This is a genomic window from Pseudomonas sp. QC2 (assembly GCF_002859085.1).
GTDB classification, from domain to species: domain Bacteria; phylum Pseudomonadota; class Gammaproteobacteria; order Pseudomonadales; family Pseudomonadaceae; genus Aquipseudomonas; species Aquipseudomonas petroselini.
Genome location: NZ_PKKS01000023.1, coordinates 121453 through 133944 on the forward strand (window position 1 = coordinate 121453; position 12492 = coordinate 133944).

Below are 12492 nucleotides of genomic sequence, written 5' to 3' on the forward strand. Positions count from 1 at the left end.
GCACAGAGGTCGTCGAAGATTTATAGCGTAGTCAGGTGACGACTTCGGACACGCTGGCAGTGCAGGATAAAATGTCAGAATGTGCGTCTTGCAGGCGCTTGACCGCCTGCGGATGAGTACACTGGCGCCGCTGCAAAATACGGGGCGCAGGACGCGCCTTGTCATGAGTTCTATCCTGGAGAGTGAATGTGATACGTCAAAAAGGTTTTACCCTGATCGAGCTGTTGATCGTCGTGGCAATCATTGGCATTTTGGCCACCATTGGCCTGCCCATGTACACCACCCACCAGGCCAAGGCCAAGTTCACCGCAGGCCTGGCTGAAATCACTGCGTTGAAACCCGGGTACGAAGACACCCTCAACCAGGGCACCGTACCGACCCTCGCATTGATCGGCGGCACCAGCCCGACAGCCAACTGCAAGATCGACGTGGCAGGCGATGTAGGCACGGGTGCGGGCTCTATCAGCTGCGAAATACTCGACGCTCCAGCGCCGGTGCTGGGCAAGACCATCAGCCTGACGCGCAATGCCACCACTGGTTGGAAATGCACCACCACCGCCGACGCAAAATATGTCGCCAAGGGCTGCGGCGCCGACGGGGCATAAGTGCTGAACCGTCAACATGGACGTAAGAGGTGGCCGATGTCGTTATCCGTACAGCAGCGCGGCAGTATTTTTCTGGTCACAGTGGTGTGTCTGCTGGTTGTCGGGATTTGTGCACCGTTCAGTGGGCATGATTTGCAACGGGCGATGCAGATCGCCGTCGGGTTCTGCGCGGTGCTGTACGGGCTGTCGGTCGTCCGCGTTGAACGGTTGACGGACCGGCCCACCGCACTGGGCCTGACGCTCATTATCGTGCTGGGCCTGGTGTCATCAGCGCTGGCCCATCAGCCCCTCTGGGCGTTTGCCGAAGTGGCGTTGTTTGTCAGTTGCGGGGCGATTGCCGTGGCGTTTGCCTTGCTGCGTCGTCACGGGGGCGAGCCTTTGGATCGCGTCTTGATCATGGTGGTGGTGCTGCTGTGCCTGATCAAGTCGGTTCAATACGTGTATGCGGGCGTGCTTGCGTTCGCCAGTGCCGAGCGGACGCTGGATCCTGACCTGTTGCTGTCGGGCTTTTCCAACAAACGCTTCTACGGTCAATTCCAGACGTTCACCCTGCCGCTGCTGGCGCTGCCCTTGTTGATCCCCACGCTCTCCCGCTCGCTCAAAGCTGCAGTGTTTGCGTTGCTGTGCGTGTGGTGGATGATCGCGATCGGCGGCGGCACGCGTGGCACCTGGCTCGGCATGGGCGCGGCGGGTGGGGTGTTGGCAGTGCTGGGGCCATGGGGCCGACGCTGGTTGGGTTGGCAACTCGCTGCAGTGCTTGGCGGGCTGTTGCTGTATTGGCTGGTGTTTGCGGTGTTGGCGGATTACCTGGGGATCGAGATCGCCAATGCTGCCGGCGATCGCCTCACCACCTCGCTGTCGGGGCGCGGCCCGATCTGGTGGCAGGCCTGGTACATGCTCGTCGAGAGGCCATGGTTGGGGTTCGGGCCGATGCATTTTGCCGATGTTGCCAACAAGATTGCCGCTCACCCCCACCAGGCCATCCTGCAGTGGGCCAGTGAATGGGGGGTGCCATCGGCGCTGTGCGTTACGGTTTTGGCGTGGCGAGGCGGGTGGGCCACGCTCGGGGTGCTGCGTGAGCGTGCGCAGTGCGCCGAACGTGCAGACCTGCTGCGGCTGTGTCTGTTTGCCGCGCTGATCGGTGCGCTGGTGCAATCGATGGTCGACGGTGTGATGGTGATGCCCAACTCTCAAGTCTGGTTGGCGCTGGTGGTGGGCTGGTTGATGGCGCTGCATGTGTGGCGAACCGCTGTCGGTGTCGAGCGGTCATTCGCCTGGGGCATCTGGAAAACACTGAGCGTGTTGGCCGTTGGTCTGTTGATCGTGATCGCTGTGCGTGACGTACCTCACATCAAGCGAGCCCAGCAGCAGTACCTGGACGCCCATGGCACTTACCTTCAGCCACGCTTCTGGGCCCAAGGGGTGATTGCTCGCTGACGGCGGCAAGTTGCCGGACTTCCGATGCGGTGCTAGCTTTAGCCCACCGCCCGTGTAGCTCAGTCGGTAGAGCAGCGCACTCGTAACGCGAAGGTCGCAGGTTCGATTCCTGTCTCGGGCAAAAAGGCAACAAAGGTTCCACCGTTTCAAAGGCAATGTTTTCAGATGATCCCAGAATGGTTCTGAAGGCCAGACGAGCCGGCATTTGCGCCCGCTCTTTTGTATCTGCGCAACCTTGATGACCCAGATGCATCCCCATTCCTCGATCTAAGAGAACGACATGACCACGACTGAAATGACCCAGGAAGTTCGGCATCAAGCAGCCCTCGAGAAATACCTTGAGGAATCGCCGCAGCTTAAAGAAGAGATCAAGGACCTGAGCGCCGATGACCAGCGCGACCAGATTCAGTGGGCATTCGAGGACGAGGCCGAAAGCCAGGGCTACCAGCCCTGGGAGCTGACCCTCAAGTACACATCGACACCGGAAGAGTTCGAAGCGGCACGGCTGGCCTTGCATAGAGAGGCGGCCGAGGTGCTGGGTGTCGAGTGGGAAGAGTATTGCGAGATGAATGACCTGGTCGTTTAAACGCCGTTGTAGTGAGCGGGCTTGCCCCGCGCTGGGCTGCGTAGCAGCCCCAACACCTGCCACCCCGTTCTACCTGACAAAACGCGGCGGCCTCGTTGGGGCTGCTACGCAGCCCAGCGCGGGGCAAGCCCGCTCACCACACACGCATTTTCGAACGCGCTGGATACTTAAGGTGCATCGACACCGAAAGAGCATTGCAAGATGAATGACCTGGTCACTCAAACGCCGTTGTAGTGAGCGGGCTTGCCCCGCGCTGGGCTGCGAAGCGGCCCCAACACCTGCCACCCCGTTCTACCTGACAAAACGCGGCGGCCTCGTTGGGGCTGCTACGCACCCCAGCGCGGGGCAAGCCCGCTCACCACACACGCATTTTCGAACGTGCTGGATACTAAGGTGCATCGACACCGAAAGAGCATTGCGAGATGAATGACCTAGTCGTTTAAACGCCGTTGTAGTGAGCGGGCTTGCCCCGCGCTGGGCTGCGAAGCCGCCCCAACACCTGCCACCTCGTTCTGCCTGACAAAACGCGGCGGCCTTATTGGGGCTGCTACGCAGCCCAGCGCGGGGCAAGCCCGCTCACCACACACGCATTTCGAGCGCTCTGGATACTTAAGGTGCATCGACACCGAAAGAGCATTGCAAGATGAATGACCTGGTCACTCAAACGCCGTTGTAGTGAGCGGGCTTGCCCCGCGCTGGGCTGCGAAGCAGCCCCAACACCTACCACCCCGTTCTACCTGACAAAACGCGGCGGCCTCGTTGGGGCTGCTACGCAGCCCAGCGCGGGGCAAGCCCGCTCACCACACACGCATTTCGAGCGCCCTGGATACTAAGGTGCATCGACACCGAAAGAGCATTGCGAGATGAATGACCTGGTCACTCAAACGCCGTTGTAGTGAGCGGGGCAAGCCCGCTCACCACACACGCATTTCGAGCGCCCTGGATACTAAGGTGCATCGACACCGAAAGAGCATTGCGAGATGAATGACCTGGTCACTCAAACGCCGTTGTAGTGAGCGGGGCAAGCCCGCTCACCACACACGCATTTCGAGCGCCCTGGATACTAAGGTGCATCGACACCGAAAGAGCATTGCGAGATGAATGACCTGGTCACTCAAACGCCGTTGTAGTGAGCGGGGCAAGCCCGCTCACCACACACGCATTTTCGAACGTGCTGGATACTAAGGTGCATCGACACCGAAAGAGCATTGCGAGACGAATGACCTAGTCGTTTAAACGCCGTTGTAGTGAGCGGGCTTGCCCCGCGCTGGGCTGCGAAGCGGCCCCAACACCTGCCACCCCGTTCTACCTGACAAAACGCGGCGGCCTTCTTGGGGCTGCTACGCAGCCCAGCGCGGGGCAAGCCCGCTCACCACACACGCATTTTCGAACGGCTGGATACTAAGCGCATCGACACCGAAAGAGCATTGCGAGACGAATGACCTGGTCACTCAAACGCCGTTGTAGTGAGCGGGCTTGCCCCGCGCGGGGCTGCGAAGCGGCCCCAACACCTACCCCCCCGTTTTACCTGACAAAACGCGGCGGCCTCGTTGGGGCTGCTTGCGCACCCCAGCGCGGGGCAAGCCCGCTTACCACACACGCATTTCGAAGGTGCTAGATACTGAGGCGCATCGACAAGTCCACTGCCTTCACATCCTTGGTCATCGCGCCGATCGAGATGTAGTCCACCCCGGTCTCTGCAATCGGCAGCAGGGTGCTTTCATTGATCCCGCCGCTGGCCTCCAGCTTGGCCTTGCCGCCGTTCAGGCGCACGGCTTCACGCATATCGTCCAGGCTCAACTCATCGAGCATGATGATGTCGGCGCCTGCCGCCAGGGCTTCGCGCAGTTCCTCCAGGCTCTCCACTTCGATTTCCACCGGCTTGCCGGGTGCGATCTTGTGGGCGGCCGTAATCGCCTGGGCAATGCCGCCGCAAGCTGCGATATGGTTTTCCTTGATCAGGAACGCGTCATATAAACCGATACGGTGGTTGTGGCAGCCCCCGCAGGTGACTGCGTACTTCTGCGCCAGACGCAGGCCCGGCAAGGTCTTGCGGGTATCCAGCAGCTTGACCTGGGTGCTGGCGACAAAATCCGCCAGGAATTGGGCGCGTGTGGCGACGCCGGACAGCAGTTGCAGGAAATTCAGTGCGCAGCGTTCGCCGCTGAGCAGCGAGCGTGCCGGGCCTTCAAGGTGGAACAGCGCCTGGTTGGGGCTGACGCGTTCACCGTCGGCCACCTGCCAATGCACGGCGACCCGCGGGTCCAGTTGGCGGAACACCGCATCAACCCAGGCTGTACCGGCGATAACCGCCGTGTCACGGGTAATGATGGTGGCCGTGGCCAGCCGTTCGGCCGGGATCAACTGCGCAGTGATGTCGCCGCTGCCGATGTCTTCCAGCAGTGCGCGGCGCACGTTGGCTTCGATTTCGGCGGTGAGGTCGGCAAGACGGAGATTCGGCATAACAGGCTCCACAGACAAAGTGTCCCGATTATAGGGGCAGTGTGCGTTCGAACCCAGGCTCACCACTCATTTACCGCGTAATGGCAGAGTTTGCTGGCGCAACCCCCCTCATTTGCAAGATAATCTCGCGCCTTGCAATTGGCGTCATAGCTTTGACGTCTTGAGGATAAGCGGTTATTTCTGGTTCCCGACGGGGCCCGTACCCGATGTTTCCCCACCCCAATACCGCCGTTTCAGGAGGCCAGGATGCACAATGACGGAAAGGTGGTGCCAATCAACAAGGCACACGCTACGCCATCGCCGCTCGCCCGCCTGCCGGTGGTGTTGCAGCAGCTGCGCGACAAGGCCGCGCAACAGCTTCAACAAGGTCTGCAGGACCTGTTCGATAACGCTGACGACACGTTGTTCGAAATGGCCGACAAGGCGCGCAACAACCTCGATCACCATATTTTCTTTGAAGCCATGCGCGACCTGCGCCTCAAGCGCAAGAATTTCGAACGCGTGTTCATGGAGCAACTGTTCGGAGCTTTTGCCAGCCTGGGCCAGGCGGGGCGAGGGGAGTTGCAACTGGTGCCCGTGGTTTCCTATGACGCGGTGCCGGGGTCTTCCAAGGATGACCTGGAGAAAGCCGTAGCGCTTGAAGCCATGCTGGGGCGGGTGCGGCACCGTGACGGCCTGGCCCTGGGGCAACTCACGGCGCGCTTGAGCGCTTTGCTGGGCAACCGCCTGGATGAGCGTGAGAACCCTTTGGGTCCGGCACTGCTGTGTGAGTTTTTCCTGCGCGCGGGGCGCAGCCTGGGCGTGGAGATCCGCGTCAAACTGATCATGCTCAAGTTGTTTGAAAAATACGTGCTCAGCGATGCCGACCAGCTCTACGGCGAAGCCAACCAATTGCTGGTCGCGACGGGTGTATTGCCTGAACTCAAGGCCGTACCTTGCCGCCGCATCGAGGGGCGTGCGGGGCGTGAACTCCCGCCTGAAGAAACCTCGTCGGCCGCCGACCCGCTCGTCGACGAAAATGGCCAGCAAGCGTTCGCCGCGCTCCAGCCATTGCTGACAGTGGTACGCGGCAGTGTGGCGCCGACGCTTGAAGCCAGCGCCGAACCGCTGCCCATTGCCACCCGTGACCTGTTGCGCCTGCTCTCCCACTTGCAGCAGTACGTGCCGGAGCCTGAGGCCGAGGACGATTTCGACCTGCGTAACCAGCTTGAGCAGTTGCTCACCCGAGTCAGCGTCAAGAGTGGTAAGTCGCGGGTGGTGGAGGCGGCTGACGAAGACGTGATCAACCTGATTGCGCTGCTGTTCGAATTCATCCTCAACGACCGCGCCATACCCCATGCCTTCAAGGCCCTGATCGGCCGCCTGCAGATCCCGATGCTGAAAGTAGCGGTGTTGGACAAAAGCTTTTTCAGCCACCCCAGCCACCCGGCGCGGCGCCTGCTCAATGAAATCGCGGCGGCCGCCATGGGCAGCAGCCCGCGTGATGACTACCAGCATGACCACCTCTACCTGCGCATTGAGCAGGTGGTGCAGCGCTTGCTCAATGAGTTCGTCGAAGATCCGGCGATTTTTTCCCAATTGCTCGCGGAGTTCAGCGCGTTTACCGCCGATGAACGGCGGCGCAGCGACTTGCTTGAACAGCACACCCGCGATGCCGAAGCCGGGCGCGTGCGCACCGAAGCCGCCCGCCAGCGCGTGGCCGATGTGCTGAATAAACGGCTGTTAGGCAAGGTCCTGCCGCGTCCGGTCGTGCAGTTCCTGCAGCAGGCCTGGAGCCAGGTGCTGTTGCTGGCCAGCCTCAAACACGGCGAGCAGTCAGTGCAATGGCAGGCGGGCCTGCGCACCATGGACGAGCTGATCTGGAGCGTCAGCCTGCAACAAGACACCGAAGCCGGGCGCCATTTGCTCGAGCAACTGCCCGGTTTGCTCAAGGCGTTGCGCGACGGTCTGACCAGCGCGGCGTTCGACCCCTTCAGCACGCGAGAATTTTTTGTGCGCTTGCAGGCCCTGCATGTCCAGGCGCCTGAAGGCGTTGATGAGTTGATCGAAGTGCGCGAGCCGTTTGTACTCAGCGCAACGTCCTCCGATCAGGTCACCGACTTGCCGGACAACGACCCCGACCTGCTCAGGGCCCATCAACTCAAGGTGGGAGGCTGGGTGGTGTTCCAGGCAGACGACGCCAACGCGCTGCGGTGCAAGTTGACGGCGATTATGGCGCCAGCCCATACGTATATTTTTACCAGTCGCACGGGGCTCAAGGTCTTGGAGAAAAGCGCCGGCCAGTTGGCCTTGGCGTTCAAGCGTGGCGTGCTGCATACCCTGGATGACGGACCGCTGTTCGAGCGCGCGTTGGCCGCTGTAGTGAGCAAGTTGCGGCAACTCAATCACGGCAAGTGATCGCAACCGGAGGGGCGAACGCGGCATACTGGTCATACTTTGTCTCATTCAAGGAACCTGTATGCAGTTGGACCCCACCAGCGGTTGGTGCGAGGGCATCCGTCATTGCCCTTCACCCAACTTCAACGAGCGCCCCACAGGCGAAATCTCACTGTTGGTGGTGCATAACATCAGCCTGCCACCGGCGCAGTTCGCCACTGGCAAAGTGCAGGAGTTTTTCCAGAATCGCCTGGATGTCACGGAACATCCCTACTTTGAAGGGATTGCCGCCCTACGGGTGTCCGCGCATTTTCTGATTGAGCGCGACGGTACGGTGACGCAGTTTGTATCCTGCCTCGATCGGGCCTGGCATGCCGGGGTCTCGCAGTTCGAGGGGCGAGAAACCTGCAATGACTTTTCTTTGGGGATTGAGCTGGAAGGTACGGATGATCTGCCGTTCACCGATGCCCAATACGCATCGCTGATCGATCTGAGCCGCCAGTTGCTGGCGGCTTACCCCGACATTACTCCCCAGCGCGTGTGTGGTCACAGCGATATAGCCCCGGGGCGCAAGACCGATCCCGGCCCCGCTTTTGATTGGACGCGCTTTCGCAGCGCCCTGCAGGATGGAGGACACGCACGATGAGTTTCCTGGTGTTGGTACTGGCCGTATGGATCGAGAAATTCTCGGCGCTGCGCCAGCGATTGCAACGTGATGGCGGTTGGTTGCGCGAACTGGCCAAGCTGGAGTCGAGCCCGCGCATGGGCAAGCAACCCTGGCTGATTCTGGCGTTACTGGTGTTGTTCCCCGTCGCGCTACTGGCCTTGCTGCTGCTGGTGCTGGAACCGGTGGCCTACGGACTGCTGGCACTGCCGGTGCACCTGCTGGTCGTGATCTACAGCCTGGGCCGCGGTGATCTGCTCGCCGGGCTCGGGCCCTTCCGCGATGCCTGGCGACGTGGCGACCTGCAAGCGGCCGAGCATGTCGCCGAGCGTGACCTGAACCTGAGCGCCGACAGTGGCGAGCAATTGCTCGAACGCGTCCAGGGCCATCTGTTGTGGCAGGCCTACCAGAGCTTTTTCGCGGTGATTTTCTGGTATTTCCTGCTGGGCCCGGTTGCCGCGTTGGCGTATCGCCTGCTCGCATTGGCCAGTGAACATAGCAAGAACCCCCTGGTGGCTGAGCGTGCCGGGCAACTGCGTCATGCATTTGACTGGTTGCCGGTACGCCTGCTGGCGGCCAGTTTTGCCCTGGTGGGCAACTTCGTCGCAGTCGGTCGCGTGATGCTGCACGAACTGCTGAGTTGGGACATCAGCGCCGCTGAACTGGTCGAAAAAGTCGGCTTGGTCGCTGCCGAAATCCCGCCGCCGGCGGTAGGTCCCGATGGCATCAACAGCCTGGACCGGATATGGGAGCTGCTGCTGCGTGCGGCGGTGCTGTGGTATGCCGGGTTTGCGATCTGGACCGTATTGCCCTGACTGCGAACACACATCGGAAAATGTGGGGCAGGGCTTGCTGTAGTGAGCAGGCTTGCCCTGCGCTGGGCTGCGAAGCACCCCCACCGGATCCTGAGTGAACCCGCATTGTTTCCGTGGTGCCCCTCCTTTCGTTAACCTTAAGTTACAAAACTCCCTTTCAAATTGAGCTATACAGATGCTGGCTAACTGCCGCCCTGCGCCTCAATAAAAATAAAAGAAGGGGAGTTCACAGTGAAGAGCTTGCTCTATCCCGCCGTCGCGCTGATGAACCGCCTGAGCTTCGGCATGAAGTTCAGTTTGATCAGTGTGTTGTTCCTGCTGCCGATGCTGGCAACCAACTACTACCTGGTGCGTGATTCGTGGCGTGAATTCCAGGGCACCCGTGTGGAGCTGCAAAGCCTCGACTTGCTCGGCAGCAGCCTGGCCCTGCGCCGCGACCTGGAAACCCTCAACAACCAAGTACAGATCAACGCGACCCTTGGTCAATCCGGCAAGGCCGGTGACCTTGAGGGCAAGATCAGCGCCTTGGAGCACAGCGTGCTGACTCGCCTGCAAGGCCTCAATGCCATGACCATCGAGCCTGAGCAAATCGCTGCGTTTGACGCCAAGCGCGACGAGTTGATTGCGGCGTTCAAGGCCCAGCAACAGGAAACGTCGCTGCTGAGCAAAAGTGCACTGATCGGCAAGTTGCTCAACAAGGCCCAGATGCTCAGCCAGATCATCGCCAGTCAATCCGGCTTGAGCCGCGATTCCCAGAGTGATCTGCGCCAGCTCAGCGCACTGATCACCAGCGTCACCCCGCAGGTCACCCAGACCCTCGGCGAAGGTCGGGCGATGGGCGCTTACTCCCTGGGCCAGGGGTTTCTCAATTCGGCGTCCAGTACGCGCTTTGACGAACTGCTGCAGCAATTGGAAAAACTCCAAGCCGAATATGGCCTGAAGTTGCAGGATGCCCTGGGCTCCAGCAACGCCGCCCACGCGACGCTAGACAGCCTGGCCCAGGCCAGCAGTGCCAGCCTCAAGCAAGGCAGCGAGTTGTTTGAGGAGCAGGTGGTGATGGCCGAAACCCTCGACGCGCCCTGGCAGGGATTCTACGACAGCGTCAGCCAACTGATGGCCAGGACCTACCAGCTTGACGACGCCACGTTGACGTTCCTGGAGCAGCAGTTGGAGCAGCGCCTGGCGCAGAATCGCACGCATATGGTGGTGCTGGTCTCTGCCCTGACGGCGGTATTCTTGCTGATCTTCTATCTGTACGCAGGCTTCTATGCCTCCACCCGCACCACGCTGCGCCGGCTGGGCGCGATGATGGACAAGGTGGCGGCCGGCGACATGACCGTCACGTTTGTCGCCCAGAGCCGCGATGAACTGGGCGACCTGGGTCAGCTGTTCAACGGCACTGTGGCGAAGATCCATGACTTGATCGAGCGCGTCGGGCACACCGTCAGCCAGGTTGAACGCCAGGCCGGCCAAGTGGAAACGGTCTCGGCCCGGAGCAATCAGGCGGTTGCCGGGCAGCGTACCCGGATCGAGCAGGTGGCGACGGCCATGAACCAGATGTCGTCCACTGCCCAGGAGGTCGCGCGCAGCGCGGCGACGGCGGTCAGCAGCGCTCACAGCGTCAACGACGAAACCGTCAGCGGCCGTGGCTTGGTGCAATCCCAGCAGGGCAGCATTGCGCGGCTGGCCTCGGAGATCGATCAGTCGGTGCGGGTGATCAACCAATTGGCCACCGACAGCCAGTCCATCAGTAGCGTATTGGAAGTGATCAAAAGCATCGCCGAGCAAACCAACCTTCTGGCACTCAATGCCGCCATCGAGGCGGCGCGTGCCGGTGAGCAGGGGCGTGGTTTTGCGGTGGTGGCCGACGAGGTGCGCACCCTGGCCCGGCGCACCCAGCACTCCACTGAGGAAATCGAACAGATGATCAGCCGCTTGCAAGGCGGTGTGGCGGCGGCAGTAAGGGCCATGGGCAGCAGCCATGAGATGGCCAACGGCACCGTGGGTCAGTCGGAAAAAGTCCAGCAGGCTTTGGAAAATATCCTCGGCGCCGTAGGGATGATCGTTGATCAGAATCAGCAGATCGCCGCCGCCGTGGAACAACAGACCGCCGTTGCCCACGACATTGACCAGAACATCGTGGCCATCAATCGGGCTGGCGAATACGCCGCCGAAGGAGCGCACCAGACCGAGGCGGCGAGCCGGCAACTGTCGATGCAGGTGATTGAGTTGAAGCACTTGATCGGTGCGTTTCGCGTGTAAGACCGTGGTGTGGGAATTAGCTCTTGTTGGTGTAGTGCCTGTCCTGATTTCACGGAGTCCCTTTTCTGGCCGCGTGAAGGGGGGAGAATTTGTTTCAATCAAATTCAGGTTCAACGGAGCGCGACGACGATGACCACTGCGATCGGCATCAAAGGGCATTGTGCCCATTGTGATATCAGGTTTGAACTCAAGCCGTGGCAACTGAATGCCATCGCGATCCAAGAGCCTTTCGACTGCCCGTACTGCCAACGGATCGTGCAGTTGAACTGCCCCCGCCAATTGCGCCAGTTCAAGGCGCTGGACCATTGGGCGCTGGTGCAACCGAGCATGGTGGTGTTCACCTGCATGGTGCTGATTGTGGCGCTGGTGGCGGAGTGGGTGGGGCTGATCAGCGTGATCGGTCAGTTCAACGTCTCGCTGGTGATGCTGCTGATGCATTTCCTGGTGCTGCGCTACGCCCGCTACCGGCAGCGAATGACGCTGGACCTGCAAGTGGTCACGCCGGTGCTACCAATTGAACAGCTCGCACGCATTGCGTGTGCTCGCCTCAGCCAGTAACAGCGGGCTGATGCCCATGCGCTCGGCCAGGGCGGTGCAGATGTCCGGCAGGTGCTCGGGGCTGTTGCGTTGACCGGGAAACATGGCGGGCGCCATATCAGGGGAGTCGGTTTCCAGCACCACCGCGTCCAGCGGCAGTTGCGCCAACACCTTGTGCATACGCAGGGCCTGGGGCCAGGTGGCGGCACCGCCCAAACCCAGCTTGAAGCCGAGCTTGATGTACTCGCGGGCTTCTTCGCGGCTCCCGGCGAACGCATGGATGATGCCGCCGCGGTGCAGGCGGATGCGCTTGAGGGTAGCGATCACCGCGGCATGGCTGCGACGTACATGCAGCAACGCCGGTAATCGGAAGTCCGCCGCCAGCTTGAGCTGGGCTTCAAACAGGCTTTGCTGGCGTTCGCGGTCCAGCTGTTCGAGGAAGTAATCCAGGCCGATCTCGCCCACCGCGCACAGCTGCCGGTGGCCGTGCAGGCGCGTCAACCAGTTACCCAATTGCACAAGGTCGGCGGGTCGATGCTCATCGAGGTACACCGGATGTAAACCAAAGGCTGCGAATATTCCTTCATCCGCTTGCGCCAGGTCCCACAGGCGCTGCCAATTCTGCTGATACACCCCCAGCACCACCATGCGCCGCACGCCCAACGTCCGGCTGTGGGCGAGGACGTCCCGGCGGTCGCTGTCGAACTCCGGGAAATCCAGGTGGGTGTGGGTGTCGATCAGCTCCAC

Annotated in this window: 10 protein-coding genes and 1 tRNA gene; 9 read left to right on the forward strand and 2 right to left on the reverse strand. The window is 61.1% G+C overall.

Annotation, left to right across the window (positions count from 1 at the left end; genetic code table 11):
• Positions 1–191: 191 nt before the first annotated feature.
• From QCBJ_RS21320 to QCBJ_RS21335, 4 genes are all read left to right on the forward strand, one after another.
• Complete coding sequence (locus tag QCBJ_RS21320) at positions 192–605, forward strand: pilin (protein WP_043206123.1); 414 nt, start codon at positions 192–194, stop codon at positions 603–605.
• A gap of 36 nt (positions 606–641) precedes the next feature.
• Positions 642–2042, forward strand: coding sequence for an O-antigen ligase (locus tag QCBJ_RS21325; RefSeq protein ID WP_102061567.1), 1401 nt, complete (start codon positions 642–644; stop codon positions 2040–2042).
• 48 nt (positions 2043–2090) lie between these two features.
• A tRNA-Thr gene (locus QCBJ_RS21330) sits at positions 2091–2163 on the forward strand.
• A 159-nt stretch (positions 2164–2322) separates the two neighbouring features.
• Positions 2323–2628 carry a DUF6388 family protein gene (locus QCBJ_RS21335; RefSeq protein ID WP_064054729.1) on the forward strand — a complete coding sequence of 102 codons (306 nt, stop codon included), beginning with the start codon at positions 2323–2325 and terminating at the stop codon, positions 2626–2628.
• 1614 nt (positions 2629–4242) lie between these two features.
• Here the strand turns inward: QCBJ_RS21335 and nadC are convergent.
• Positions 4243–5091 carry a carboxylating nicotinate-nucleotide diphosphorylase gene (gene nadC, locus QCBJ_RS21340; RefSeq protein ID WP_102061568.1) on the reverse strand — a complete coding sequence of 283 codons (849 nt, stop codon included), beginning with the start codon at positions 5089–5091 and terminating at the stop codon, positions 4243–4245.
• Between the two features lie 246 nt (positions 5092–5337).
• Between nadC and QCBJ_RS21345 the strand changes: the two genes are divergently transcribed.
• The 5 genes from QCBJ_RS21345 (at position 5338) to QCBJ_RS21365 (ending at position 11766) form a co-directional block, all read left to right on the forward strand.
• Entirely contained in the window at positions 5338–7488 is a 2151-nt protein-coding gene (locus QCBJ_RS21345; protein ID WP_102061569.1) for a DUF1631 domain-containing protein, read from the forward strand.
• 61 nt (positions 7489–7549) lie between these two features.
• Complete coding sequence (ampD, locus tag QCBJ_RS21350; protein WP_012722166.1) at positions 7550–8113, forward strand: 1,6-anhydro-N-acetylmuramyl-L-alanine amidase AmpD; 564 nt, start codon at positions 7550–7552, stop codon at positions 8111–8113.
• The gene (gene ampE / locus QCBJ_RS21355) at positions 8110–8946 is read left to right on the forward strand and encodes a regulatory signaling modulator protein AmpE (RefSeq protein ID WP_012722167.1); all 837 of its coding nucleotides are present in this window, start codon (positions 8110–8112) and stop codon (positions 8944–8946) included. The genes ampD and ampE overlap by 4 nt, the downstream gene beginning before the upstream one ends.
• Before the next feature lie 1557 nt (positions 8947–10503).
• Positions 10504–11208, forward strand: coding sequence for a methyl-accepting chemotaxis protein (locus QCBJ_RS30830; protein WP_371916688.1), 705 nt, complete (start codon positions 10504–10506; stop codon positions 11206–11208).
• A gap of 129 nt (positions 11209–11337) precedes the next feature.
• Entirely contained in the window at positions 11338–11766 is a 429-nt protein-coding gene (locus tag QCBJ_RS21365) for a hypothetical protein (protein WP_012722169.1), read from the forward strand.
• On the opposite strand, the gene QCBJ_RS21370 is transcribed toward QCBJ_RS21365, so the two are convergent.
• Positions 11716–12492 carry a TatD family hydrolase gene (locus tag QCBJ_RS21370; RefSeq protein WP_102061571.1) on the reverse strand — a complete coding sequence of 259 codons (777 nt, stop codon included), beginning with the start codon at positions 12490–12492 and terminating at the stop codon, positions 11716–11718. The two genes, QCBJ_RS21365 and QCBJ_RS21370, sit on opposite strands and share 51 nt — an antisense overlap.

What these genes read in the sequence shown, in the direction of transcription:
- QCBJ_RS21335 (WP_064054729.1), top strand. Translation starts at nt 2,323, where the DNA reads ATGACCACGACTGAAATGACCCAGGAAGTTCGGCATCAAGCAGCCCTC.
- ampD (WP_012722166.1), top strand. Translation starts at nt 7,550, where the DNA reads ATGCAGTTGGACCCCACCAGCGGTTGGTGCGAGGGCATCCGTCATTGC.
- QCBJ_RS21345 (WP_102061569.1), top strand. Translation starts at nt 5,338, where the DNA reads ATGCACAATGACGGAAAGGTGGTGCCAATCAACAAGGCACACGCTACG.
- QCBJ_RS21365 (WP_012722169.1), top strand. Translation starts at nt 11,338, where the DNA reads ATGACCACTGCGATCGGCATCAAAGGGCATTGTGCCCATTGTGATATC.
- ampE (WP_012722167.1), top strand. Translation starts at nt 8,110, where the DNA reads ATGAGTTTCCTGGTGTTGGTACTGGCCGTATGGATCGAGAAATTCTCG.
- QCBJ_RS21325 (WP_102061567.1), top strand. Translation starts at nt 642, where the DNA reads ATGTCGTTATCCGTACAGCAGCGCGGCAGTATTTTTCTGGTCACAGTG.
- QCBJ_RS30830 (WP_371916688.1), top strand. Translation starts at nt 10,504, where the DNA reads ATGTCGTCCACTGCCCAGGAGGTCGCGCGCAGCGCGGCGACGGCGGTC.
- nadC (WP_102061568.1), bottom strand. Translation starts at nt 5,091, where the DNA reads ATGCCGAATCTCCGTCTTGCCGACCTCACCGCCGAAATCGAAGCCAAC.